Annotated in this window: 24 protein-coding genes and 1 tRNA gene; 17 read left to right on the top strand and 8 right to left on the bottom strand. The window is 61.9% G+C overall.

The window, feature by feature from the left end; all coding sequences use genetic code 11:
• The first annotated feature begins 80 nt into the window (after window positions 1–80).
• The gene (locus AC3EML_RS13925; protein WP_352522268.1) at window positions 81–1,001 is read left to right on the top strand and encodes an alpha/beta fold hydrolase; all 921 of its coding nucleotides are present in this window, start codon (window positions 81–83) and stop codon (window positions 999–1,001) included.
• Between the two features lie 40 nt (window positions 1,002–1,041).
• On the opposite strand, the gene AC3EML_RS13920 is transcribed toward AC3EML_RS13925, so the two are convergent.
• Both AC3EML_RS13920 and AC3EML_RS13915 read right to left on the bottom strand, forming a co-directional pair.
• Window positions 1,042–2,118: a tyrosine-type recombinase/integrase gene (locus AC3EML_RS13920; protein WP_352522269.1), complete on the bottom strand. Its 1,077-nt coding sequence runs from the start codon at window positions 2,116–2,118 to the stop codon at window positions 1,042–1,044.
• Window positions 2,119–2,358: 240 nt separating this feature from the next.
• Window positions 2,359–3,573 carry a porin gene (locus AC3EML_RS13915; RefSeq protein WP_023731410.1) on the bottom strand — a complete coding sequence of 405 codons (1,215 nt, stop codon included), beginning with the start codon at window positions 3,571–3,573 and terminating at the stop codon, window positions 2,359–2,361.
• Window positions 3,574–4,037: 464 nt separating this feature from the next.
• Here AC3EML_RS13915 and AC3EML_RS13910 point away from each other — a divergent pair.
• The 3 genes from AC3EML_RS13910 (at window position 4,038) to AC3EML_RS13900 (ending at window position 5,936) form a co-directional block, all read left to right on the top strand.
• Window positions 4,038–4,128: transfer RNA gene (locus AC3EML_RS13910), tRNA-Ser, on the top strand.
• Window positions 4,129–4,399: 271 nt separating this feature from the next.
• A complete protein-coding gene (locus AC3EML_RS13905; RefSeq protein WP_352521909.1) occupies window positions 4,400–4,642 on the top strand; it encodes a GIY-YIG nuclease family protein in 243 nt (80 codons plus the stop codon).
• A gap of 121 nt (window positions 4,643–4,763) precedes the next feature.
• Entirely contained in the window at window positions 4,764–5,936 is a 1,173-nt protein-coding gene (locus tag AC3EML_RS13900) for a porin (protein WP_352521857.1), read from the top strand.
• Between the two features lie 71 nt (window positions 5,937–6,007).
• On the opposite strand, the gene AC3EML_RS13895 is transcribed toward AC3EML_RS13900, so the two are convergent.
• Window positions 6,008–6,187: a hypothetical protein gene (locus AC3EML_RS13895; protein WP_352521858.1), complete on the bottom strand. Its 180-nt coding sequence runs from the start codon at window positions 6,185–6,187 to the stop codon at window positions 6,008–6,010.
• On the opposite strand from AC3EML_RS13895, the gene AC3EML_RS13890 reads away from it, so the two are divergent.
• From AC3EML_RS13890 to AC3EML_RS13850, 9 genes are all read left to right on the top strand, one after another.
• Window positions 6,186–7,298 carry a pyridoxal phosphate-dependent aminotransferase gene (locus tag AC3EML_RS13890; protein ID WP_352521859.1) on the top strand — a complete coding sequence of 371 codons (1,113 nt, stop codon included), beginning with the start codon at window positions 6,186–6,188 and terminating at the stop codon, window positions 7,296–7,298. The genes AC3EML_RS13895 and AC3EML_RS13890 overlap by 2 nt on opposite strands.
• A 146-nt stretch (window positions 7,299–7,444) precedes the next feature.
• Window positions 7,445–7,735, top strand: coding sequence for an acylphosphatase (locus AC3EML_RS13885; protein WP_352521860.1), 291 nt, complete (start codon window positions 7,445–7,447; stop codon window positions 7,733–7,735).
• A gap of 69 nt (window positions 7,736–7,804) precedes the next feature.
• Window positions 7,805–8,449: a TetR/AcrR family transcriptional regulator gene (locus AC3EML_RS13880; RefSeq protein WP_352521861.1), complete on the top strand. Its 645-nt coding sequence runs from the start codon at window positions 7,805–7,807 to the stop codon at window positions 8,447–8,449.
• The gene (locus AC3EML_RS13875) at window positions 8,418–9,581 is read left to right on the top strand and encodes an isovaleryl-CoA dehydrogenase (protein WP_352521862.1); all 1,164 of its coding nucleotides are present in this window, start codon (window positions 8,418–8,420) and stop codon (window positions 9,579–9,581) included. The genes AC3EML_RS13880 and AC3EML_RS13875 overlap by 32 nt, the downstream gene beginning before the upstream one ends.
• Window position 9,582: 1 nt before the next feature.
• The gene (locus AC3EML_RS13870) at window positions 9,583–11,190 is read left to right on the top strand and encodes a carboxyl transferase domain-containing protein (RefSeq protein ID WP_352521863.1); all 1,608 of its coding nucleotides are present in this window, start codon (window positions 9,583–9,585) and stop codon (window positions 11,188–11,190) included.
• A gap of 1 nt (window position 11,191) precedes the next feature.
• Entirely contained in the window at window positions 11,192–11,722 is a 531-nt protein-coding gene (locus AC3EML_RS13865) for an O-acetyl-ADP-ribose deacetylase (RefSeq protein WP_352521864.1), read from the top strand.
• A 120-nt stretch (window positions 11,723–11,842) separates the two neighbouring features.
• Window positions 11,843–12,217: a hypothetical protein gene (locus AC3EML_RS13860; protein WP_023670207.1), complete on the top strand. Its 375-nt coding sequence runs from the start codon at window positions 11,843–11,845 to the stop codon at window positions 12,215–12,217.
• A gap of 45 nt (window positions 12,218–12,262) precedes the next feature.
• The gene (locus tag AC3EML_RS13855) at window positions 12,263–12,637 is read left to right on the top strand and encodes a hypothetical protein (protein ID WP_352521865.1); all 375 of its coding nucleotides are present in this window, start codon (window positions 12,263–12,265) and stop codon (window positions 12,635–12,637) included.
• 125 nt (window positions 12,638–12,762) lie between these two features.
• Window positions 12,763–14,724, top strand: coding sequence for an acetyl/propionyl/methylcrotonyl-CoA carboxylase subunit alpha (locus AC3EML_RS13850; protein ID WP_352521866.1), 1,962 nt, complete (start codon window positions 12,763–12,765; stop codon window positions 14,722–14,724).
• 66 nt (window positions 14,725–14,790) lie between these two features.
• Here AC3EML_RS13850 and AC3EML_RS13845 read toward each other — a convergent pair whose 3' ends face one another.
• Entirely contained in the window at window positions 14,791–15,912 is a 1,122-nt protein-coding gene (locus AC3EML_RS13845; protein ID WP_023687260.1) for an ABC transporter substrate-binding protein, read from the bottom strand.
• Between the two features lie 386 nt (window positions 15,913–16,298).
• A complete protein-coding gene (locus AC3EML_RS13840) occupies window positions 16,299–16,565 on the bottom strand; it encodes an SEL1-like repeat protein (RefSeq protein WP_006199745.1) in 267 nt (88 codons plus the stop codon).
• Between the two features lie 437 nt (window positions 16,566–17,002).
• Between AC3EML_RS13840 and AC3EML_RS13835 the strand changes: the two genes are divergently transcribed.
• Window positions 17,003–17,344, top strand: coding sequence for a DUF2147 domain-containing protein (locus AC3EML_RS13835; protein WP_023687258.1), 342 nt, complete (start codon window positions 17,003–17,005; stop codon window positions 17,342–17,344).
• Between the two features lie 136 nt (window positions 17,345–17,480).
• On the opposite strand, the gene AC3EML_RS13830 is transcribed toward AC3EML_RS13835, so the two are convergent.
• Window positions 17,481–17,711, bottom strand: a complete 231-nt coding sequence (locus tag AC3EML_RS13830) for a hypothetical protein (RefSeq protein WP_352521912.1) — start codon at window positions 17,709–17,711, stop codon at window positions 17,481–17,483.
• A gap of 51 nt (window positions 17,712–17,762) precedes the next feature.
• Between AC3EML_RS13830 and AC3EML_RS13825 the strand changes: the two genes are divergently transcribed.
• From AC3EML_RS13825 to AC3EML_RS13815, 3 genes are all read left to right on the top strand, one after another.
• Window positions 17,763–17,957 (top strand): hypothetical protein, encoded by a 195-nt coding sequence (locus AC3EML_RS13825; RefSeq protein ID WP_023670200.1) that lies wholly within the window; start codon window positions 17,763–17,765, stop codon window positions 17,955–17,957.
• Window positions 17,958–18,234: 277 nt separating this feature from the next.
• Window positions 18,235–19,695 (top strand): AMP nucleosidase, encoded by a 1,461-nt coding sequence (locus AC3EML_RS13820; RefSeq protein WP_023731828.1) that lies wholly within the window; start codon window positions 18,235–18,237, stop codon window positions 19,693–19,695.
• Window positions 19,696–19,835: 140 nt separating this feature from the next.
• Window positions 19,836–20,849 carry an endonuclease/exonuclease/phosphatase family protein gene (locus tag AC3EML_RS13815; RefSeq protein ID WP_488505400.1) on the top strand — a complete coding sequence of 338 codons (1,014 nt, stop codon included), beginning with the start codon at window positions 19,836–19,838 and terminating at the stop codon, window positions 20,847–20,849.
• Window positions 20,850–20,874: 25 nt separating this feature from the next.
• On the opposite strand, the gene AC3EML_RS13810 is transcribed toward AC3EML_RS13815, so the two are convergent.
• Together AC3EML_RS13810 and AC3EML_RS13805 are read right to left on the bottom strand one after the other, a co-directional pair.
• Window positions 20,875–21,621, bottom strand: a complete 747-nt coding sequence (locus AC3EML_RS13810; protein WP_488505237.1) for a DUF922 domain-containing protein — start codon at window positions 21,619–21,621, stop codon at window positions 20,875–20,877.
• A complete protein-coding gene (locus AC3EML_RS13805; RefSeq protein WP_023692823.1) occupies window positions 21,618–23,297 on the bottom strand; it encodes an electron transfer flavoprotein-ubiquinone oxidoreductase in 1,680 nt (559 codons plus the stop codon). Before AC3EML_RS13805 ends, AC3EML_RS13810 begins: the two co-directional genes overlap by 4 nt.
• Window positions 23,298–23,374 lie beyond the last annotated feature (77 nt).

The raw sequence follows: 23,374 nt of genomic DNA, 5'->3' as shown, positions 1-23,374 counted from the left end.
TTGCCGACAACCCTCGATTTGACCGCTCCCACCCTCGCCTGTAGCAGACGGAGACAATCCGGCCAGGGAGTCCTTTTAATATGTCGAGCACCGACGGCTTTTCCGATTTCTTCTACACAGCGCCGGACGGCCTCAGACTTCACGCTCGCATCTACGGTGAGACAAACTCGGGAACCTGGCCGGTGGTCTGCCTGCCTGGACTGACCCGCAACGCGCGCGACTTTCATGAGTTGGCGCTTTATTTGTCACAGCGGGCCGACAATCCGCGCAAGGTCATCGCCTTCGACTACCGTGGCCGCGGCCAGTCCGCTTACGACCCTGACATCGGCCACTACAATGTCGGCATCGAGGCCGGCGATGTCCTCGCCGGACTGGCCGCTCTGAACGTCGAGGAAGCGGCCTTTATCGGCACATCGCGCGGCGGGCTGATCATCCACGTGCTCGGCCCGCTGCGGCCAGCCGCGCTGAAAGCCATTGTGCTGAACGACATCGGACCGGTGATCGAGGCCGCGGGGCTCGCCCATATCCAAACCTATCTCGACCCGGCACCGAAACCGAAGAGCCGCGCTGAGGCGATCGATGCGCAACGCGTCGCGCACGGCGCGGATTTTCCCGCTCTGACCGAGGGGGATTGGGAGCGGATGGTGTCGGCCCTCTACCGCGAGACGGACGAAGGCCTCCTGCTGCCGGATTTCGACACGCAGCTGGTCGAGACGGTGGCGGGCCTCGACCTCAGCAAGCCGTTGCCGGATCTGTGGCCGCTGTTCGAGGCGCTGGCGGCGATACCTTTGCTTGCCATTCGCGGCGCCAACTCGAAACTCTTGTCGGCCGACACACTCGACGAGATGCAAAAGCGTCATCCCGGCATGGAAGCGACCACCGTCGAGGGCCAGGGTCATGCCCCCTTCCTGGAGACAGGCAATTTGCCGGGCGCTATCGCGGCTTTCCTGGATGAAGCGGAATGTTTGGATAGGATAAGTAAACCCCAAGATCAAATCTGATCCTGGGGTTGTCGTGGCAGTATATGAAAGCCTTGGGTAACTATTTGGCTTTCGAGCTTTTCCGGGGCGCCTTGGGTGCCTTCGCCGCTGCCGTTTTGCTTTTTTGAGCAGGCGCTGGCACTGAGGCCGTGGTCAGCGGCGATGCGAAGGCCGAGCTTTTTCCATCGCCGGACAGCCCTTCGCCGCGTGGTGTCTCCAGCACGACGACGCAGCCGTCGAGATCGTTGGTGGCCAGATGCGCATAGCGCATGGTCATCGAAAGCGTCTGGTGGCCAAGCCACATCTGCACGCGGCGGATGTCGATGCCGCCCTGGACCAGACGTGAGGCGCAGGTGTGACGCAAGATGTGCGGCACCACCTGGTCGTCGGCGCCGAGACCGACTTCAGCCTTGGCATCGTTCCAGATGGCGCGAAACTGTGCCTGGCTGAGTTTGGTGAACGGGCCCTTGGGCCGGCGGCCCTCTGACGGGGGCAGTTTGATGACCTCCTTGACCCGCTCGGTCATCGGGATGGTGCGGCTGCGGCCGGATTTGGTGATCCAGAACGAGACGCGGTGTTCCTGGATGTCGTTCCAGATCAGTCCGAGCGCCTCGCCGAGACGGCATCCGGTGTCCACGAGAAAGCATGAAAGACGGTAGGCATCCTCGCTGCGGGTCCTGATGGCGGCGAACAGCCTTGCTTCTTCGTCCCTTTCGAGGAAACGTATCCGTCCCGCCCGCTCCTTCTGGCGGCGGAACTCGGGCAGGCTGTGGATATCCCCCATCTTGTAAGCCTTGCGCAGCAGTTTGCTGAGGGCAGCCATCTTTCGATTGATGGTTGCGTTGCTGTTGCCGCGCTGGCGCAAGGTGCCGATAAGGTTGTCAAGGGTGCTCTGGTCGAAGGCGCTGAACCGTTCTCCGAGGAGAATCTCGTCTATTTCGCCGATGAAGGAGCTGACATTGTACTTATGTCGCCCATCATCCCAGAGTATGTCTCGGTATGCTGAAAAAAGCTCTCCGACCCGGTGCGACTTTACTTCTCTGATCTTGTTGTAGCTGTATTTTATCTTCGCATTTTGAGAAGAGAACATTGAGAAATGTTCGGAGGGGTCGCCCTCTTGTATCGCGTCGATGGTCATAAATTGCCACACCCCCGAGTGGATAGAGTCAGACCTACCCGCTTGGAAGCGTCCTTTCAAGAGATTTAATCACGCAGTTGTGAATTCATCCGCCCATCAGCGGATCCCACGAACTCACCCTACGGACTGTTCAGCTGCCGATTCCCCCTGTTCCTTCTGCTTGCCTTGTTCCAGTCACGAAACAAAACAGCCCGGGCGTAGATGCGCCCGGGCTGGTATTCACTTGCCTAAAGCCAGACCTTAGAACGAGCGCTGGAAGCGGAGCATGCCGCCGATGGCGTCGTCGCCATCAGTAATACCGGTCCAGTTGTGGTTCGTGCCAAGGGTATCGACCTCATCGATCTTGCCTGCATTGACGTAGTCAACTTCGGCAGTGATCGTGAACCCGGGAACGACGTCGTAGGCGATGTTGGCTGCGATGCCGAGGTTTTCACCTTCGTCATACGAAACCTGAGCGTTGAACGAGGTCTTCTCGTTGATGGTGTAGGTGCCACCACCCCAGACTGCCCAGTTGCCATCCCACGGCTTGTAGAAGCCGCGGCCGCCGGCCGGGAACGCGTAGCCCGTATCCGTCAGGTTGTCGTCGGTGCCGTAGCCGCCCATGATGAAGAGCGACAGGTTCTGCATCGGGGTGATGTCCAAACGAACCTTGCCGGAGACTTCTTCATAGTTGCTGTCGTAAGCGATGACGCCGGTGATGGCGCCCCAGCCCTGCGTGTACTTCAAGCCGCCGACGACATGCGGAACGTAGCTGTCGATCGTGCCCACGCCGTAGGAACCGGGAGTACCGCCGCCCGCGCCTTCTTCGAGCGAGATCACGGCCGAGAAGCCGTTGCCCGCATCGAAATAGTACTGGATGACGTTGGTGTCGAAATCGCCGTAGGGAACCAGCGTATCCTGAATGACGTTGCCGGCGTAGCCGATGAACGTGTTGAAGGCCGATTCGTCCTTACCGACGCGCAGGCCACCGAGCTGGATCCAGGCGAAGTTCAGCGAGACAGTGTCGCCGTTGCCAGCAGCATTGGGCGAGCCAAAGAGGGGGCCGGCTCCGTCCGGATCGAAGCCCGAATCACGGTTGTTGTTCTGGAAGTTGAAGCGGGTCTCGGTGTAGGTCTTCAAGGTGCCGAGCTCGGTTTCCTGGCCGGTCCAGGTCTTCAGCGAGAAACGGGCGTGCTTGAACCAGGTGTCGTTGCTGCCACCGTCCTCAACGTCGGCAGACGTCGCACCGTCGAACGAGCCGACGTCGCCGGCGCCGATATCGTAGCGGATATAGCCGCCGATGCGCAGGCAGGTTTCGGTGCCGGGGATGTAGAAGTAGCCCGAGCCGTAAACGTCGCAAATCTTGACGTATTCAGCCGGTTCCGGCTCGGCGACGACGACGGCGTCGGCGGCGCGCGCACCGGAAACTGCGATCAGGGCCGCAGCGGAGCCGAGGAGAAGGCTCTTAATGTTCATTTTCTGACCTCCAGTCAAAAGTTAAAAAACGGGTCTGGGTATTCTTTGCTGAAGGACAGCGTTCCCTGCCCCATCCCCACTACCGAAAAAGATGCGCACCGCGCCGCTCCTTCGAAATTGACATTACCCATGAGGCGGCGGCGTTCAACCATGATCGTACCGGCAAAAGGGCTGTGCGGGTGCTATCCCCCGGCGTTGTTGCACAAATGACACGATTTGGCCTCAGTCAGAAAGCTCTCATTAACTATCGAAGGGCCCGGAAGCCTTGTCCAGCGCGCCGCATTGCGGCCGAATCCGGCGATCGCCGGCCGGAATTGCGGCGCTGCTGCCGACTCGCCGGCCAGGGAGCGGCCGCAGATTCGCCGCATGCAAAAGGCGGCGCTGCGGCCAAATCCGGAATTTTCAGAGATAATGGCGCCGGCTTGTTGATTGTGCCCGCGCTTTTCTTTATCCAGCGGCGCAACGGAGAGGTGGCCGAGTGGTCGAAGGCGCTCCCCTGCTAAGGGAGTAGAGGTCAAAAGCTTCTCGTGGGTTCGAATCCCATCCTCTCCGCCATCCTGCTTCGCTCTTCGAGCTTCGCAGGACAAACCCAACCCTCAGCGCGAAGCAGGATGGCGGAGAGGATGCCCTCCGAAGCCTTGGCGTAGGAGGGCCGGACCGTGTGGCGTGCTACGTGCCGCACAGCGTAAGCCCAAAGCATCCCTTGCAAAATTCGATTGGCAGTCCTGCTTCGCTCTTCGAGCTTCGCAGGACAAACCCAACCCTCAGCGCGAAGCAGGATGGCGGAGAGGATGCCCTCCGAAGCCCCGGCAAAGGAGAGCAGCTCATGTGGTATGTGTATCTCCTGGAGAGTGCGGCTGCCGAAGGCGAACGCTATATCAGCATAACGACGGACCTGAAACGACGGCTTGTCGAGCACAATGCGGGGAAATCCAGCCATACATCCAAGTTTCTGCCGTGGCGGATCGTCACCTATATGGCCTTTTCGAACCAGGCCAAGGCAGCTTCATTCGAGCGCTATCTCAAATCCGGTTCAGGGCATGCTTTCGCAAACAAGCGCCTGTGGTGATGGCCGCATCACCCGCAGCAAAGTCCATTTTTCAATAAACCTCAACAATAACAACTGATTACAGCGAAAACGCCTGTCGCCGGCTTCACTATCTTGTTCGATTCTGACTGGAGGTCAGAAAATGAACATTAAGAGCCTTCTCCTCGGCTCCGCTGCGGCCTTGATCGCAGTTTCCGGTGCGCGCGCCGCCGACGCCGTCGTCGTCGCCGAGCCGGAACCGGCTGAATACGTCAAGATCTGCGACGTCTACGGCGCCGGCTACTTCTACATCCCCGGCACCGAAACCTGCCTGCGCATCGGCGGCTATGTCCGCTACGACATCGGCGCCGGCGACGTCGGCTCGTTCGACGGTGCGAGGTCCTTCGACCATAAGGATGGCGACGAGCAGGATACCTTCTACAAGAACGCCCGCTTCACGCTGAAGACCTGGACCGGCCAGGAAACCGAACTCGGCACCTTGAAGACCTACACCGAGACCCGCTTCAACTTCGGCAATCGTAACGGCTATCCGTCGGCAGACGATCCGGCAACGGAAGCAGACGAGTTCAACTCCAACCCTGCCGGCAACAAGAACGTTTCGCTGAACTTCGCCTGGATCCAGCTCGGTGGTCTGCGCGTCGGTAAAGACGAATCGGCCTTCGACACGTTCATCGGCTACGCCGGCAACGTCCTTCAGGATACGCTCGTTCCCTACGGCGACTTCGACACCAACGTCGTCCAGTACTACTTCGATGCGGGCAACGGCTTCTCGGCCGTCGTCTCTCTCGAAGAAGGCTCGGGCTTCGACACCATCGACAGCTACGTTCCGCATGTCGTCGGCGGCGTGAAGTACACGCAGGGCTGGGGCGCCATCACCGGCGTCGTCGCTTATGACAGCAACTATGAAGAAGTCGCCGGCAAGGTTCGGTTGGATGTCACCCCGATGCAGAACCTGTCGCTGTTCATCATGGGCGGCTACGGCACCGACGACAATTTGACGGACTCGAGCTATGCGATCGACGCTGGCGGCCGCGGCTTCTACAAGCAGTGGGGCGGCAACTGGGCATTCTGGGGTGGCGGCACCTACACCATCAACGAGAAGACCTCGTTCAACGCCCAGGTCTCGTATGACGAATGGAAGAATCTCGGCGTCGCCGCCAACATCGCCTACGATGTGGTTCCCGGCTTCACGGTCACGGCCGAAGTCGACTACCTCAACGCAGGCAAGTTCGACGACGCCAACTTCTCCAACTTCACCAATGCCGACAAGAAGAGCAGCATCGGCGGTCTCCTCCGCTTCCAGCGCTCGTTCTAACAGGCTCTGCCTGGCTGAAAAGCAAACCCGGCGGGCAACCGCCGGGTTTTTTTGAAGCATCCGTCGCCATGTCATTGGCTGCAGTGGCCTTCAAAAGGCTGCCGCCTACCGGCAGTCAAGTCGTAGAGCGTGGCCACCCGCGCCGATTTCATCCCGGGCGTCATGACCACCATTTCCAGCCGCGCCAGAACTTGCGCCGTCCTATCGGGCACGCTAGCAAGAAGGCTCATCTTCTCGTGAGCTTTTGCCATGCGCCAGCGCCCTGCCCTCACGCCGCTTGTCGGCGCGCTTCCCTCCACGGTGCCGTTTGTCGGACCGGAAGCGCAGGAGCGCGAGCGCGGACGTGCTTTTCGCGCCCGCATCGGCGCCAATGAGAGCAGTTTCGGGCCTTCGCCGCACGTTATCGGCCGTATGGAGCGCGTCGCGCGTGACCAGTGGATGTATTGCGATCCCGACAATTACGATCTGAAGCAGGCTGCGGCCCGCCATCTCGGCGTCGGCGCCGAAAACGTCGTGGTCGGCGAAGGCATAGACGGGCTGCTTAGCCTGGTGGCGCGCATGTATGTCGCGCCTGGCGACGCAGTGGTCACCTCGCTCGGCGCCTATCCGACGTTCAATTTCCACATTGCCGGCGTCGGCGGCCGGCTGGTCACGGTGCCTTACGAAAACGACAAGGAAAGTCTTGACGGCCTGCTGGCGGCGGTCACCCGAGAAAAGGCGCCGCTGGTCTATCTCTCCAATCCGGACAATCCGATGGGCAGCTGGTGGGAAGCAGGAGATATCACCCGCTTCGTCGAAGCGCTGCCGGAAACCACCATGCTGGTGCTCGACGAGGCCTATGGCGAATTGGGGCCGGCCTCGGCGCTGCCGCCGATCGATGTCGCGCGGCCCAACGTCATCCGCATGCGCACCTTCTCCAAGGCCTACGGGCTGGCCGGCATACGCTGCGGCTATGCGGTGGCCGAGGCTGAGGTGATCCGCGATTTCGAGAAGATCCGCAACCATTACGGCGTCAGCCGATTGGCGCAGATCGCCGGCGTCGAGGCGCTGGCCGACCAGGACTGGCTGCACAGCGTGGTGGCGCGAGTCGCTGCCGGACGCACACGTATAGCCGGGATTGCCGAGACGAACGGGCTGAAGCCGCTGCCATCGGCGACCAATTTCGTCACCATCGATTGCGGCAAGGACGGCGCCTTCGCGCTGAAAGTGCTGCAAAATCTTTTGTCGCGCGACGTGTTCATTCGCAAACCAATGGCGCCAGGGCTCGACCGTTGCATAAGGATCAGCGTCGGCCTCGATCATGAGCTCGACATCTTTGCCGAGGAACTGCCCGGCGCGCTCGCCGCTGCGCGGGGAAATTAGCCCGGCCGATTGCCGTCGCGACACGGCCTGCCAATGCCGCCAAAGGCCAAGACAGAATCAGCCGGGTCCCCGGCTTCCGTCGATCCAACAACAATCCAACCGTTCAAGGCTGTTGCTTTCATCCGATCCCGCGCCAGTTCTTGAGCATGGGAGATAACGACCGGCAAAAGGCGGTGCAGGCGCGCGTGCATGGTAAGGTGCAAGGCGTCGGCTATCGGATGTGGGCGCGACGCGAAGCGATAGGGCTTCGCCTCGTAGGTTGGGTACGCAATGAACGAGACGGCACGGTGACGGCCTCGATTGCCGGTGCCGATGCTGCGGTTTCCACAATGATCGAACGGCTCCGGCAAGGGCCACGGGGAGCTTCGGTTTCGAAGGTCGAGATCGAAGAATTCGAACTCCTCGACGCGCCCATCGACTTTCGGATCATTGTCTAGACGGAACCACTTTATTGCCGCTTGAATTAATTGAACGTTCGTTTTATTACTAAATACCGGGAGGCGATCATGGCACGCACAACGGGATCCGATGGCGAAAAAACTGAAGCGGCCGTCCGCGAGGCAGCGGTCAGCCTGATCGCCCGCTTCGGCTATGAGGCGACGTCGATGCGGCAGCTTGCCGCCGAGGTCGGCGTCCAGGCGGCCGCGCTCTACCGCTATTTTCCGACCAAGGAAGACCTGCTGTTCACGCTGATGCGCGAACATATGGAAGGGCTGATGGAAGCGTGGGACGCCGCACGCCCCGACGCAGCCGATCCGGCAACGCGGCTTGCCGCCTATGTCGAAAACCACATCGCTTTCCACATCGAGCGCCGCCACTCCACCCATGTCTCGAACATGGAATTGCGCAGCCTGTCGCATGACCGGCTGACGCAGATCCTGCGCATGCGCACCGCCTATGAGAAGGAGTTACGCACCATCCTGCGCGACGGCGCGGAGGCCGGCGCCTTCAGTGTCGATGACACCGGGCTCACTGCCATGGCCCTGATCCAGATGATGACCGGCGTCATCGTCTGGTTCCGGCCGGGCGAGCGGCTGTCGATGGCTGAAGTCACGGCGACATATCTTTCAATGACAATGCGCCTGGTTGGCGCGAAGATCGAAATCGGGGAGGAACGGCATGTACACGAACACACTCAGCTTCGGGCATGACGAGGACATCGAGGCGCTACGCGATCTGGTGCGCCGCTTTGCCCAGGAGAAAATAGCGCCGATCGCTGCCGAGATCGACCGCAGCAATCAATTCCCCACGCATCTGTGGAAAGAGCTCGGCGCGCTCGGCCTTCTCGGCATCACCGCCGATCCCGATTTCGGCGGCAGCGGCATGGGCTATCTTGCCCACGTCATTGCGGTGGAAGAGATTTCGCGCGCCTCGGGCTCGGTTGGTCTCTCCTACGGCGCCCATTCGAACCTCTGCGTCAACCAGATCAACCGCTGGGCGACGCCGGCGCAGAAGGAGAAATTCCTGCCGGCATTGTGCTCGGGCGAAAGGGCAGGTGCGCTGGCCATGTCGGAATCGGGCGCCGGCTCCGACGTCGTCTCGCTCAAGCTGCGCGCCGAAAAGCGCAACGACCGCTATGTGCTCAACGGCTCGAAAATGTGGATCACCAACGGCCCCGACGCCGAAACGCTGGTGGTCTACGCCAAGACCGATCCGGAGCGGAAATCGCACGGCATCACCGCCTTCATCGTCGAAAAGACCATGGCCGGCTTCTCGGCATCGCCAAAGCTCGACAAGCTCGGCATGCGCGGCTCCAACACCGGCGAACTGGTGTTCGACAATGTCGAGGTGCCCTATGACAATGTGCTGCATGAGGAGGGCCGCGGCGTCGAGGTCCTGATGTCGGGCCTCGACTACGAGCGCACCGTGCTCGCCGGCGGACCGCTCGGGCTCATGGCGGCCTGTCTCGACGTTGCCGTCCCCTATGTGCATGAGCGCAAGCAGTTCGGCCAGCCGATCGGCGAGTTCCAGCTCGTGCAGGGCAAACTTGCCGACATGTATTCGACGATGAACGCCGCGCGCGCTTACGTTTATGCCGTCGCGGCTGCCTGCGATCGCGGCCAGACGACACGCAAGGATGCCGCTGGCTGCGTGCTGTTTGCCGCCGAAAAAGCGACGCTGATGGCGCTCGACGCCATCCAGCTGCTTGGCGGCAACGGCTATACCAACGAGTATCCGACCGGCCGGCTGTTGCGCGACGCCAAGCTCTACGAGATCGGCGCCGGCACCAGCGAGATCCGCCGCTGGCTGATCGGGCGCGAGATCATGGCGGAAGGGGTTTAGCATGGCCTTACTTCAAACCCAGATCTCGCCCTCCTCCGAAACCTACCTCGCCAACACCGAGCGCATGCGGGCTCTGGTTTCCGACATTGCGGACAAGGCGGCAACCGTCGAGCGCGGTGGCTCGGAGGAGGCGCGCGAGCGTCATGTTTCGCGCGGCAAGCTGTTGCCGCGCGAGCGGCTGGCGCAGTTGCTCGACACCGGCTCGCCTTTCCTCGAGATCGGCCAGTTCGCGGCATGGTCCATGTATGGCGAGGAGATTTCCTCGGCCGGCCTCGTCGCCGGCGTCGGCCGTGTCGAAGGCACCGAGGTGATGGTCGTGGTCAACGACGCCACGGTGAAGGGCGGCACCTATTATCCGCTGACGGTGAAGAAGCATTTGCGCGCACAGGAGATCGCGCTGCAAAACAATCTGCCTTGCGTCTATCTGGTCGACAGCGGCGGCGCCAACCTGCCCAATCAGGACGAGGTGTTTCCCGATCGCGAGCATTTCGGCCGCATCTTCTACAACCAGGCCAACATGTCGGCGGCCGGCATTCCGCAGATCGCCTGCGTCATGGGCTCATGTACTGCGGGCGGCGCCTATGTGCCGGCAATGTCGGACGAGACGATCATGGTGCGCAACCAGGCGACCATTTTTCTCGGCGGCCCGCCTCTGGTGAAGGCGGCTACGGGTGAAGATGTCAGCGCCGAGGAGCTTGGCGGCGCCGACGTGCACACCAGGCTGTCCGGTGTCGCCGACCACTATGCGCTGGACGACGAACATGCGCTGGCCATCTGCCGGCGCATCGTCAAAAACCTCAACCGGCGCAAGACCGTAAGCCTGAGCTTACAGGAACCCACGCCGCCGCTTCACGATCCGCGTGAACTCTACGGCATCGTGCCGACGGATCTGCGCCAGCCCTATGATGTGCGCGAGGTGATCGCGCGCGTCGTCGACGGCTCCGAGTTCGACGAGTTCAAACAGAATTACGGCACCACGCTGGTCACCGGCTTTGCCCATCTGCAGGGCATGCCGGTCGGCATCGTTGCCAACAATGGCGTGCTGTTTTCCGAAAGTGCTGTGAAGGGCGCGCATTTCATCGAACTGTGCTGCCAGCGCAAGATCCCGCTGATCTTCCTGCAGAACATCACCGGCTTCATGGTCGGGCGAAAATACGAGGCCGGCGGCATCGCCAAGGACGGCGCCAAGCTGGTGATGGCGGTCGCCACCGCCAAGGTGCCGAAGGTGACGATGATCATCGGCGGGTCGTTCGGCGCCGGCAATTACGGCATGTGCGGCCGCGCCTACTCGCCGCGCTTCCTGTGGATGTGGCCGAACGCGCGCATTTCGGTGATGGGCGGCGAACAGGCGGCGACCGTGCTGGCGGTGGTCAAGCGCGAGGGCATCGAGCGCAAGGGTGGTGAATGGAGCACTGAGGAGGAAGCGAAATTCAAAAAGCCGATCCTGATGAAATACGAGCATGAGGGCCACCCGCTCTACTCCTCGGCGCGGCTGTGGGACGACGGCATCATCGACCCGGCGAAAACGCGCGAGGTGCTGGCGCTCAGCCTGTCGGCCGCGCTCAACGCCGACATCGAGGAAACGAAGTTCGGCGTGTTCAGGATGTAGGATGAGCAAGTTCGGCGAACGGATACATGTCCACACCGGCGACATCACCAGGCTTGCGGTCGATGCCATCGTCAACGCCGCCAATTCCTCGCTACTGGGCGGCGGCGGCGTCGACGGCGCCATTCACCGCGCCGCCGGCCCGGAGCTCGAATTCGAATGCCGGATGCTGAACGGCTGCAAGATCGGCGAAGCAAAGCTTACCAAGGGCTACAGGCTGCCGGCACGTTACATCATCCACACGGTCGGACCTGTCTGGCAAGGCGGCGGCAAAGGCGAAGCCGGGCTGCTCGCCTCCTGCTATATCAGATCGCTCGAAATCGCCGCCGCCAGGGATTGCCGGACTGTGGCATTTCCGGCGATCTCCACCGGCATGTACCGCTATCCGAAAAATGAGGCGACGCAGATCGCCGTTGGCATCGCAGGTACCTTCGTCGGACAGAACTCAACGCCCGAAACAGTTATTTTCTGCTGCTTCGACGAGCCAACAGCTCAACTATACCGACAAGCCGTTGCTGCCATTGGAGGATGCTAGTCTGCATGGATAAGATGGTTCCTCCACCTACGCAAAAGCAATTTTCGGTGAGCAGGCTGGCGGCACTGGAGAATAGACGCTATTGTTCATCCCGCATTGGGCAACGGGGATGGGGTAAAGATGAGGCCGAAATATTCGGGAAAAACGACTGCGTCGGTACTTGCAGTCTTGCTTATATTTGCGGTACCCGGCGTTGGCGCCGCGGCATCGCTGGCGGGAAGCAAAGGCGACATCCATTTCTATCCGTATTTGCCGAAAAGCCCGAAAGACCAGTGCACCATGGCTTACAACGCCTATGTGGCCGCCGGCGGCCATTCGGCCTATGCGACCACGCCGTATGCCCGGATCCGTTCGTTGTACATCATCTGCGGCTCGGGCTTGAATGCACCGTCACAGAAGGCTGCCGAAGAACGGGCTATGAAATCCTGCGAGTCTGCCCGCAGCCATTACAAGGTCATTACAGGGGCTGGCTGCGAAGTTGCGGCATCGAAGTAGGCCGACAAGCATCGGCTTGGGCATTTTTCAAATGGGCGGCGCAAGATGAAATCGACACGCATCAAACGAATTACTGTATCGATGCTTGCCGGCCTGCTCGTATTTACGGCACCCGGTATCGGGGCGGCTGGATCGCTGGCGGGCAGCAAGGGAGACACCCGATTCTGGCCGAAATTGCTAGGAAACCCGAAAGCCCCGTGCACCAAGGCCTTCAACGCCTATGTGGCGGCCGGCGGTCATTCAGCCTATGCGACCACGCCCTATATGCGGATAACGTCGTTATACATTATCTGCGGCTCGCGCCTGAACGCAGCGTCACAAAAGGCTGCCGAAGACGCGGCTTTGAAGTCATGCCAGGCTGGCCGCGGCGGATTGAAGGTCAACACCGGGGGCGCCTGCGAAATCGCGGCATCCAAATAGGGACGGCAACCTCAAAGCTTTTTTGACAACGGTCGGTTGCCAACGCAGGGTGTGGCAATAGCGAAGGCTTGCGTGAGAGAGGACATGTCGGGGCGGCGTCACCTATGGCAAACTCTGGAGGCTCCATGTTCGCCAAGATCCTGATCGCCAATCGCGGCGAGATCGCCTGCCGGGTGATCCGCACCGCACGTAGGCTCGGTGTGCGCACGGTTGCCGTCTATTCCGACGCGGATGCCGAGGCTCTGCATGTCGAGATGGCCGACGAGGCGGTGCATATCGGTCCCTCGCCCGTCGGCGAAAGCTATCTGCGCGGCGACAAGATTGTTGCGGCGGCGCTGGCGACCGGCGCCGAGGCCATCCATCCCGGCTACGGCTTTCTCTCGGAAAACCCTGATTTCGTCGACCAGGTGGTGGCGGCGGGAATGATTTTCATCGGCCCGTCGGCTGCCTCGATCCGCGCCATGGGTCTGAAGGACGCGGCCAAGCGGCTGATGGAAAAGGCCGGCGTGCCGGTGGTGCCCGGCTATCATGGCGAGGCGCAGGAGATCGTGCTGCTGGCGTCCAAGGCGCGTGAGATCGGCTATCCCGTTCTGATCAAGGCGCGCGCCGGCGGTGGCGGCAAGGGCATGCGCCGGGTCGAACATCCCGACGATTTCTCCGAGGCGCTGTCGGGCGCACGACGCGAGGCCAAGGCCGCGTTCGGCGACGATCGCGTGCTGGTGGAAAAATATGTCGAGAAGCCGCGCCACATCGAGGTCCAGATATTCGGCGACAATTTTGGCAATGCCGTGCATCTCTACGAGCGCGACTGCTCCGCGCAGCGCCGCCACCAGAAGGTGATCGAGGAAGCGCCGGCGCCCGGCATGACGCCGGCGCTGCGCGAGGCGATGACGGAAGCGGCGGTCAAGGCCGCCAAGGCGATCAGCTATTCCGGCGCCGGCACCATCGAATTCATCGTCGATGCGTCGCAAGGGCTGAAGGCCGACCGCTTCTGGTTCATGGAAATGAACACCCGCCTGCAGGTCGAGCATCCCGTCACCGAAATGGTCACCGGCACCGACCTCGTCGAATGGCAGTTGCGCGTAGCCGCCGGCGAAAAGCTGCCCAAGACGCAGAGCGAAATCCAATTTTCCGGCCACGCCTTCGAGGCGCGCATCTATGCCGAGGACGCGGCGAAAGGGTTTCTGCCGGCGACCGGTACGCTGCATCACCTGGCGTTTCCCGACAAGCCGCCCGAAGGCGCCACGATGCGCATTGAAACCGGCGTGCGGGCCGGCGACGCGATCTCGCCCTTCTACGATCCGATGATCGCCAAGCTGGTCGTCCACGCCAAGGACAGGCAGGCGGCGCTCGATGCGCTCGGCACTGCGTTGTCGCAGACCGAGATTGCCGGCTCGACCGTCAACACCGCGTTTCTCGCGGCACTTGCCGCGGACGCCGATTTTTCCGCCGGTGATGTCGATACCGGCCTGATCGGCAGGCATCAGGAAGCGCTGACCGCGGTGGCCCCGCCGAGCAGCGAGATCGTTGCCGCGGCGGCCCTTGCCGCGGCGGGCGCCGGTGCCTTGCCGCCGTCGAACGATCCGTGGTCGTCGCTTGCCGGCTATGCGCATTTCCACAGCATTGCGCGCCGCACGCGCCTGCGCCATGGCGAGGACGATATACTGGCGCGTGTTTCAGTGCGGCCGGACGGGCGCTTCGAGGTGGCGCTGGACGCGCCCTATGACAGCGTCAATTCGCATGATCTTCGCGCCGCCCCTCGCCTTGCCCGCTGGCCAGGCCACGTCACCGTCTTCGAAGGCGCGGTCGGCTACAGTTTCTTCGTCCCGGATCCGCTGGCGCGCACCGACGAGGCGGCCGCCGCTTCCGGCAGCCTGCGCGCGCCGATGCCAGGCGTGGTCAAGCTGGTGCGCGCGGCAAAGGGCGAAAGGGTGATCAAGGGCCAGCCGCTACTGATCCTGGAAGCGATGAAGATGGAGCACACGATCGCGGCCAGCCATGACGGCGTGATCGCGGAAATCGCCACCGAGGGCGCGCAGGTCCCCGACGGAACGGTGCTGGTGCGCTTCGTTGAAGAGGCTGCATAGCCGGCTGGAGGCTTGAACGAAAAATGGCCAGGACAAGCCCGGCCATTTCCTTGAGTACGCGGACGATTACTGCGCGATTGGCGCGTATTTGCCGTCATGCCACTGGTTGATGTCGTAGCTGGCGTTCTTCAGATCGCCCTTCTCATCAAAGGTCACGTCGCCGACCACGGTGCTGAAAGGCGTGCCGTTCTTCAGCGCTTCGGCTACCTTGACCGGATCGTCCGTTCCGGCGCGCTTGACGCCCTCTGCAAACGCCTGAACGACGGCGTAGGAGAACAGCGTAAAGCCTTCCGGCACGAAGCCGCCCGCCTTGATCTTGGCGATGGCCTCCTTGGCTTCCGGCTTGGCCTGCGGGTCCGACGGGAAGACGAACAGGGTGCCTTCACCGGCGGGGCCGGCGACCTGCCAGAATTCCGGCGAGGCGATCGAGTCCGGCATGATCAGCTGGAACTTGACGCTCTGCTCGGCCGACTGACGCAGGATAAGCCCGGCTTCCGGGTGATAGCCGCCGAAATAGACAACGTCGGCCTTGAGGTCCTTCAGCTTGGTGACGAGAGCCGAATAATCCTTCTCGCCGGCATTGATGCCTTCATAGTCGATCTCCTTGAGGCCACCGGCATTCATAGTCGCCTTCACGGCATCGGCAACGCCCTGACCGTAGGCGCTCTTGTCATGCAGGATAACGACATTCTTGCCGGCATATTTCTTGGCGATCCACGGGCCAATGAAGGCGCCCTGCGCGTCGTCACGCGTATAGAGACGCATGATCGTCGGCCAGCCGGCCTTGGCGGCGGCATCGGTCAGCTCGGGATTGGAAGAGGCCGGGCTCATCATCAGCGCGCCGGCCTCGGCGTAGACGGCGGAAGCCGGGATGCTCGAACCTGAACAGGCATGGCCGTCGATAAACTTGACGCTGTTGGCAACGATCCGGTTGGCCACCGAAACCGCCTGCTTGGGATCGCACTGGTCGTCCTCGATGTCGAGCTTGATCATCGAGCCGTTGACACCGCCGGCGGCGTTGATCGCGTCGGCGGCTGCCGTTGCGCCCTGCTTGAACTGGTCGCCGATCGTGGCGAGCTGTCCGGTCATCGGGCCGACCACCGAAATGGTGATGTCATCGGCAAAGGCAACCGGCGCGCTCATCATCAGGCCAAATACGGCCGCGCTCAAAATACCCGTTTTTTTCATGGTGATAGAACTCCTCCCACACTCGCGCAGCCGCTCTGGCCGCGCTTCTTTCCGAAGGCGGGACAATTTCATCCTTCATTGGGCCTGTCTAGGCGCATCGGCGCCGCTCGATTGGGCCTCATCAACGCAAAAAGCCACGCCAGCCTGTTCCGGCCGGTCGTGGCTTTTTGCTCGTAGCAGTCCCCATGCGCCCCCGCGCCACGAAAACCTGCCCGCCGTCCCCATTGTGCACGACTGGACCGTGCCGGCCTGCCGCGTTCTTGTTCTTTCATGGTCGGCCGTCTTGTCGCGGCCTTGTCGTTTCACCGGTTCCGACCGTCTTTGCGGTCTTGATCCCGGGGCTTCCCTGTTTTCGATAATCTGCCTGCGATAATCTGCTCGCGATCTCAGTGCATCGTCATCCATTCGCGGGCTTCGCGCAGCGCCTTGGCGATCTCGACCTTGGACATTGCGGCCGACAGTTCCGAGCGCAGTTCCGCGGCGCGGACCGAGCCCTTGATGGCGGCGATGTTGAACCATTTGTGGGCGGCAACGACATCGGTCTCGCAATCGCGGCCGGTCGCATACATCATGCCCAGTTCGAAAAGAATGTCGGCCTGGGCAGTTGCCCCCATGGCGCCGAAGCCGGCTTCAAGCATTTCAAAACGTGCCATTTTAGTCCCCTGTCTGGCTCCCGAGAGCGGGCCTCTTCTGTCCCCCGGTGTTCCCTGGGGAGCCGCTCTTTCGATGCTTCCGAGAATGAGGCCGAGCCTTGAATCCGTCGTTAAATGGCGTGCTTAATTTGGAGAAAACAAAGCTAAAACAAGAGGTAAACGCGGAAATTCGTTAAGGATACAAAGTCAGCAATCCCGCCGTTTTTCGATCGATTTGACGAAAATTTGCAAGGCGCCGATCAACACTCTGCTAACCACGCAAACCAAAGCCAACGCCTCGATCGTTTCATTTCCACGGGCTGCACTCTCCCGACCCTGCATGAAAATTGCGAAACCTTCCGTCGCGGCACGCTTTTGTTTTGCCGGGAGCTGGATTAGCTTACGTTTGCGTAAGGGGCAGAGAGGCGGCAGCCCCATCTAAACCAGGGAGGACAGATATGTTTCGCAAAGTGAGCTTGGCCCTGGCGGCCGCCGTGATGATGGCTGGTGCGGCTTGGGCCGATCCGATCGAAGGCAATTGGAAGACACAAGCCGGCGACACAGCAGTTATCGGCGGCAGCGGTTCATTCTCCATCACCCTGAAGACCGGCAAATATGCCGGGAAGACCATCGGTTCGCTCAAGGCGGCCGGGGCCAACAAATATGCCGGCAACATCACCGATCCGGCAAACGACAAGACCTATTCGGGCAAGGCAACACTGTCGGGCACCTCGCTCAAAATGAGCGGCTGCGTGCTCGGCGGGCTGATCTGCAAGAGCCAGACCTGGCACAAGCTCTGATCTAGCTGCTTTGACCTGACCAACGGGGCCTTCACAGGCCCCGTTTTCTTTTGCAGGACGGTGCGCGCCATAGCGACGACCGTGCCGTTTGCGGCGGCGCAAACCCGAACCGATGCGCTCCCTAAAACATCGTCAATCACTTTGAACCGCAGATGAACGCCGGCATCAGCGCCGGTTCAGTCGCATCAGGGCATTTTGATGGCGTGTTCAAGGAGACACCACGCAAATGCTCGCTCGCCGCTTCACCATCGTCTGCCTCTTGATGAGCCTGTTCGGGATGCTCTTCGCCATCCTCGTGGCCGAATCCGGCCGTCCGGCCCGTTCCTGGAATGCAGCCAGTTCCTGCCAATTCGATTGCATGAACCATTTTCGCCCCTGAGACGACAAAGACATAGATCCAAACAGAAAAGCAAAAGCCATGAACCGCATCGCCATCAACGCCCTCCAGACCCTTCGGCTCCTGCCGCGGGCGGCGCTCGTCCTGGTCGTGCTGTCGGCGCCGGTCCTGGCCATGCCAATGATGCGGGCCAATGCCGACACGACGATCGACGCGCCGGCGACGAAGAAGCATGGCGTCGGCTTTGTCTTGCTGGTCAGTCTGCAGCGCGGGTAAGGTGTGCCGGTATTAAGGTGATGCTGGCCTGCAAGTGGCGGCCTTGGTGCTCACATGCTTCGAGTACGCTCCGCTCCGGTTCTCGAAGCCAACCAGTTTGGTCGCTTCGCGCCCGTCCTCGACTCCGGCTCAGCCTTACCTGAATCTCAGCACACCTTGGGCGTGGACGAATAAATCGACCACTTGGCGGCCACCCTCCCCTCCCAAGTGCGGCCTCAAGTCTCTATATTGAGCCATGGAAAAGCGAATCTACCCACAAGCTATCGAATCGGTCGTCATGCCGGAGCCTTTCGGCAAGCAGAGCTTCGACGACGCCAAAAAGGCCGTGGCCGCCTTGCAGGTGCTCTACGACCGCAACACCAAGTTTCTGCGCGACTCCTTTGCCACGCTTGCCGCCGGCGGCGACGAAAGCAAGCGCTACCGCGCCTTCTACCCGGAGATCGGCGTCACCACCAATTCGTTCACCCAGATCGACTCGCGCCAGGCCTACGGCCACATGCCGACCCCCGGGCATTTCTCGACCACCATCACCCAGCCGGTGCTGTTCGAACGCTATCTCGTAGAGCAGCTTCGCCTGATCATGCGCAATCACGGCGTGCCGGTAACGGTTTCGGAATCGACCACGCCGATCCCGCTGCATTTCGCGTTCCTTGAAGGAACCCATGTCGATGGCGCCGCCGCCGACCGCATCAAACGGCCGATCCGCGACCTGTTCGACGTGCCGGATCTCGACGGCACCGACGACCAGATCGCCAACGGCACCTTCGAGGTCGCGTTCGGCGAACCAAGGCCGCTGGCGCCGTTCACGGCGCAGCGCATCGACTATTCGCTGCACCGCATGACGCACTACACGGCGACCAGCCCGCAGCATTTCCAGAACTTCGTGCTGTTCACCAACTACCAGTTCTACATCGACGAGTTCGTCGCCCGCGCGCGGGCCCAGATGGCTGAAGGCGGCCACGGCTATACCGAATTCGTCGAACCGGGCAATGTCATCACCAAGGCAGGGCAAAACGCGCCCAGCGAAGGCGTGGCGGCGCCGCGCCTGCCTCAGATGCCAGCCTATCATCTGAAGAAGCCGAACCATGGCGGCATCACCATGGTCAACATCGGCGTCGGCCCGTCCAACGCCAAGACGATCACCGACCATGTCGCGGTGCTGCGGCCACATGCATGGCTGATGCTCGGCCATTGCGCCGGCCTGCGCAACACTCAGGCGCTGGGCGACTATGTGCTGGCGCATGCCTATGTCCGGGAAGACCATGTGCTGGACGATGACCTGCCGGTGTGGGTGCCGATACCGCCGCTGGCCGAGATCCAAGTGGCGCTGCAGGAGGCGGTCGCCGAAGTCACCGGACTTTCCGGCTACGATCTCAAGCGCATCATGCGCACCGGCACCGTCGCCACCATCGACAACCGCAACTGGGAACTGCGCGACCAGCGCGGACCGGTGCAGCGGCTGTCGCAGTCGCGCGCCATCGCGCTCGATATGGAATCGGCCACGATCGCCGCCAATGGCTTCCGCTTCCGCGTGCCCTACGGCACGCTGCTTTGCGTCTCCGACAAGCCGCTGCATGGCGAGTTGAAGCTGCCCGGCATGGCGACCGAATTCTACAAGCGGCAAGTGGCGCAGCATCTGACCATCGGCATCAAGGCGATGGAGAAGCTGGCGGAAATGCCGATGGAACGGTTGCATTCGCGCAAGCTGAGAAGCTTTTCGGAGACGGCCTTTCAGTAGACCGGCTTGCCGTAAATGTTTGCCGCGAGGCGTTTCGTCATCTTGATTGGGCCGCATTTCAGCCGATAAAGGCCTGATACCTCGGCAATGTATTACCCGGTCTATGGGCAAAACCCGGTCTGATGGCACGCGTGCGAAAGATGATGGCTTCAATGGCGTTCCTGGCAATGCTCGGCCTCTCGGCCGCGCTTGTAGCCGGGTTCTTTGGCGCACTGCATCCGGCCTTCGATTCCTTCGCCCATTTCCGCATCCATTTTGCCGTGCTGATGGGGCTGATTGCGCTGCCGCTGCTCGCCACCTCGTTTCGCCTGCAGGCGGGCGTGGGCCTGCTGCTGGCCGTGGCCGCCTTCGCCAGCACGTTGAGCACCTTGCCGCGCCTGTGGCCGGTGCAGGCCGCCAATGACGCCGCGCCCGGCAACGAACCGGTCTACCGGCTGCTGCAGATGAACCTGCGTTTCAACAATCCGACACCCAAGAAGGTTCTTTCGCTGATCGCCAGGACCAACCCGGACGTGATCACGCTCGACGAAGTATCGGCCATGTGGGCGACCGAACTCGGCTATATCGAGAACGCCTATCCCTATCGCATCCTGTGCGCCCATCCCGACGGCGTGTGGGGCGTGGCGCTTTTGTCCCGGCGACCTTTTGCGGCCGGCACCGAGCCGCATTGCGAACCGCGCGGCGCGATGGCGGCCGCCACCGTCGATTTCGGCGGCACTCCGGTCGATGTCGCGGCGATCCATTTGAGCTGGCCGTGGCCGAAGGAACAATACTGGCAGATCGGCGAGTTGACCGAGACGCTCACCTCGCTCGGCGAGACGGCGATCATGGCCGGCGACTGCAACGCCGTGCCGTGGAGCGCCGCGGTACGGCGCGTTGCCTCGCTCGGCGGACTGACCGTGATGCCATCGGCCGGACCGACCTGGATCCACCGGACCCTGCCCGATTTCCTGCGGCGCTATGCGGGCCTGCCGATCGACCAGGTGTTTTCGAAGGGCGGGGTGACCATCCTGTCGTCGACGCAGATGGAAGAGACCGGCTCCGACCATCTGCCGGTGATGGTGGAATTTTCATTGATGCGCGACGAGACCAAGCCGGTCGACGAGGATTCTACCGCGACTGTGTCGCTGATCCAGCCCAGCATGGGCGGCTAGATCGTACGCCACGGGGCTTACGGTTTCACAAGCCTACCAAGGCCTCGATGATGCGCTCGACATGGCCGCCTTCACTGTGCTCGCGCGCGTCGAACGCGATCTGTTTTGCCTCATAGAGCTTGGAAGTGGCTTGCAAGCGCCGCGTGGCTTCGACGCGCGTTTTGTTGCATTGCGGATCGTTGGCAAATTTCAGGCCGCGAACCGACCGCTCGGCAGCCTGCATCATCTGCCCGGCGATACGGCCATGGGTTCCTTCATGAGCGAGAACGCCTGTGAAAAACCGGTTCCAGCGTTTGCGCAGCGCCGGCGTGACGGCCGAGGCGACGCGCGGGTAGGTGTAGGCGATGTTGAGCGTTCCATTGGCCTGGCGCAGGCGGCAGACGCCGTTGACCTGACCCACGTCCAGGCTCCAGTCGGCGGTGTAGCTTGTCTGCGCGATGGCGTGGGTCATGAAACCGTGCTTGGGGCCCCTGCGGTTCATGGCGATAACCAGACCGGCACCTGTCGTGCCGGTGATGTCATAGGTTCGCGTCTTGACGACGGTTTTCACCCCCGCCGACGCCGTCCCGACGACGCCGCAGGCCGCGCTTATGACGGCGACGCAAAACAAGACCAACACGCGCATGCCATTTTCCCCATGGACGCGGCAATGAGACCACAAGCAGACGACGGTTTCAACAATCTTTGGCGCCGAGCGCCTTACATGCCTTGGTAAACCCGGCCATCGCCGCCATTTTTGCTGGTTGAGACGGCCCCGGTCGGTGAGGCTCACATGCCCTGATAGACCGGGCCTTCGCCGCCTTGTGGCGGCACCCAGTTGATGTTCTGGTTGGGATCCTTGATGTCGCAGGTCTTGCAGTGCACGCAGTTCTGCGCGTTGATGACGAAGCGCACATCTTTGGCAGACGGATCGGCGGCGGCGTTGCCGTCCTTGTCGACCCATTCGTAAACACCGGCCGGGCAATAGCGGGTCGAAGGCCCGGCAAAGACATCATGCTCGGAACGCTTCTGCAACTCCATGTCGCCGACGATGAGATGCACCGGCTCGTTTTCCTCGTGGTTGGTGTTGGACAGGAACACCGACGACAGGCGGTCGAAGGTCAGCACGCCGTCCGCTTTGGGATAGGCGATCTTCTTGTGCTTGGCCGCGGGCTCAAGCGTGGCATAATCGGCCTTGCCATGTTTCAGCGTGCCGAAGGGCGAGAAGCCGAACAGCGTGTTCAGCCACATGTCGAGACCACCGAGGCCGACGCCGATAATGGTGCCGAAGCGCGACCAGAGCGGCTTGACGTTGCGGACCTTCTTCAAATCCTTGCCGATATCGGTCGCGCGCCAGGCGTCCTCATAAGACGACAGCTCGTCATTGGCGCGGCCGGAGCCGATCGCTTGCGCGACATGCTCGGCCGCCAGCATGCCGGACAGCACCGCATTGTGCGAACCCTTGATGCGCGGCACGTTGACGAAGCCCGCCGCACACCCCATCAGCACGCCGCCGGGGAAGGAGAGTTTCGGCACCGACTGCCAGCCGCCTTCGGTAATGGCGCGCGCGCCGTAGCCGATGCGCTTGGCGCCCTCGAAGGTGCGCGATATCGCCGGATGCGTCTTGAAGCGCTGGAATTCCTCGAAGGGCGACAGCCAGGGGTTCTTGTAGTTGAGATGCAGGACGAAGCCGACCGCGACCTGGTTATCCTCGAGGTGGTAGAGGAAGGAGCCGCCGCCTGTCTTCAGGTCGAGCGGCCAGCCGAAGGAGTGCTGCACCAGGCCCGGCCGGTGGTTCTCGGGCTTGACCTGCCACAGCTCCTTGAGGCCGATGCCGTACTTGCCGGGCTCACGGCCGTCGGACAGTTTGTATTTTGCGATCAGCTGCTTGGACAGCGAACCGCGCGCGCCCTCGCCGATCAGCACGTATTTGCCCATCAGCGCCATGCCCGGCGCAAAGCCCGGGCCATGTGTGCCGTCTTTTTCGACGCCCATGTCGCCGGTGACGACGCCCGTGACCGCGCCGGCATCGTTGTAGACGAGGCTGGCGGCAGCAAAGCCCGGATAGATTTCGACGCCTAGCGCTTCAGCCTTGGTTGCCAGCCAGCGGCAGACATTGCCGAGCGAGACGATGTAGTTGCCGTGATTGTTCATCAGCGGCGGCATCAGGATATTGGGCAGACGGAACGAGCCGGCGGGGCCGAGCACCAGGAAATCGTCGGCCGTAACCGGCGTCTTGAAGGGGTGGCCATCTTCCTCGCGCCAGCCCGGCAACAGGCGGTCGATGCCTATGGGGTCGACGACGGCGCCTGACAGAATGTGGGCACCAACCTCGCCGCCCTTTTCCAACACCACGACGGAAAGCTCGGGATTGACCTGCTTGAGACGGATCGCTGCGGCAAGGCCCGCCGGGCCGGCCCCGACGATGACCACGTCGAATTCCATGCTCTCGCGTTCGATCTCGCTCATCAACCCCTCCGCTCTGGCCAACCGTTTCCGGCATTTTGCTGGCTCCTGCGCTGCATAGCGCATCAATCCGCGACAGG

The sequence above is a fragment of the Mesorhizobium sp. P170090 genome (genome assembly GCF_057786115.1).
This window is presented reverse-complemented; position numbering and strand designations above follow the sequence as displayed.

What these genes read in the sequence shown, in the direction of transcription:
- AC3EML_RS13925 (WP_352522268.1), top strand. Translation starts at nt 81, where the DNA reads ATGTCGAGCACCGACGGCTTTTCCGATTTCTTCTACACAGCGCCGGAC.
- AC3EML_RS13920 (WP_352522269.1), bottom strand. Translation starts at nt 2,118, where the DNA reads ATGACCATCGACGCGATACAAGAGGGCGACCCCTCCGAACATTTCTCA.
- AC3EML_RS13915 (WP_023731410.1), bottom strand. Translation starts at nt 3,573, where the DNA reads ATGAACATTAAGAGCCTTCTCCTCGGCTCCGCTGCGGCCCTGATCGCA.
- AC3EML_RS13905 (WP_352521909.1), top strand. Translation starts at nt 4,400, where the DNA reads ATGTGGTATGTGTATCTCCTGGAGAGTGCGGCTGCCGAAGGCGAACGC.
- AC3EML_RS13900 (WP_352521857.1), top strand. Translation starts at nt 4,764, where the DNA reads ATGAACATTAAGAGCCTTCTCCTCGGCTCCGCTGCGGCCTTGATCGCA.
- AC3EML_RS13890 (WP_352521859.1), top strand. Translation starts at nt 6,186, where the DNA reads ATGCGCCAGCGCCCTGCCCTCACGCCGCTTGTCGGCGCGCTTCCCTCC.
- AC3EML_RS13895 (WP_352521858.1), bottom strand. Translation starts at nt 6,187, where the DNA reads ATGGCAAAAGCTCACGAGAAGATGAGCCTTCTTGCTAGCGTGCCCGAT.
- AC3EML_RS13885 (WP_352521860.1), top strand. Translation starts at nt 7,445, where the DNA reads ATGGGAGATAACGACCGGCAAAAGGCGGTGCAGGCGCGCGTGCATGGT.
- AC3EML_RS13880 (WP_352521861.1), top strand. Translation starts at nt 7,805, where the DNA reads ATGGCACGCACAACGGGATCCGATGGCGAAAAAACTGAAGCGGCCGTC.
- AC3EML_RS13875 (WP_352521862.1), top strand. Translation starts at nt 8,418, where the DNA reads ATGTACACGAACACACTCAGCTTCGGGCATGACGAGGACATCGAGGCG.
- AC3EML_RS13870 (WP_352521863.1), top strand. Translation starts at nt 9,583, where the DNA reads ATGGCCTTACTTCAAACCCAGATCTCGCCCTCCTCCGAAACCTACCTC.
- AC3EML_RS13865 (WP_352521864.1), top strand. Translation starts at nt 11,192, where the DNA reads ATGAGCAAGTTCGGCGAACGGATACATGTCCACACCGGCGACATCACC.
- AC3EML_RS13860 (WP_023670207.1), top strand. Translation starts at nt 11,843, where the DNA reads ATGAGGCCGAAATATTCGGGAAAAACGACTGCGTCGGTACTTGCAGTC.
- AC3EML_RS13855 (WP_352521865.1), top strand. Translation starts at nt 12,263, where the DNA reads ATGAAATCGACACGCATCAAACGAATTACTGTATCGATGCTTGCCGGC.
- AC3EML_RS13850 (WP_352521866.1), top strand. Translation starts at nt 12,763, where the DNA reads ATGTTCGCCAAGATCCTGATCGCCAATCGCGGCGAGATCGCCTGCCGG.
- AC3EML_RS13845 (WP_023687260.1), bottom strand. Translation starts at nt 15,912, where the DNA reads ATGAAAAAAACGGGTATTTTGAGCGCGGCCGTATTTGGCCTGATGATG.
- AC3EML_RS13840 (WP_006199745.1), bottom strand. Translation starts at nt 16,565, where the DNA reads ATGGCACGTTTTGAAATGCTTGAAGCCGGCTTCGGCGCCATGGGGGCA.
- AC3EML_RS13835 (WP_023687258.1), top strand. Translation starts at nt 17,003, where the DNA reads ATGTTTCGCAAAGTGAGCTTGGCCCTGGCGGCCGCCGTGATGATGGCT.
- AC3EML_RS13830 (WP_352521912.1), bottom strand. Translation starts at nt 17,711, where the DNA reads ATGGTTCATGCAATCGAATTGGCAGGAACTGGCTGCATTCCAGGAACG.
- AC3EML_RS13825 (WP_023670200.1), top strand. Translation starts at nt 17,763, where the DNA reads ATGAACCGCATCGCCATCAACGCCCTCCAGACCCTTCGGCTCCTGCCG.
- AC3EML_RS13820 (WP_023731828.1), top strand. Translation starts at nt 18,235, where the DNA reads ATGCCGGAGCCTTTCGGCAAGCAGAGCTTCGACGACGCCAAAAAGGCC.
- AC3EML_RS13815 (WP_488505400.1), top strand. Translation starts at nt 19,836, where the DNA reads ATGATGGCTTCAATGGCGTTCCTGGCAATGCTCGGCCTCTCGGCCGCG.
- AC3EML_RS13805 (WP_023692823.1), bottom strand. Translation starts at nt 23,297, where the DNA reads ATGAGCGAGATCGAACGCGAGAGCATGGAATTCGACGTGGTCATCGTC.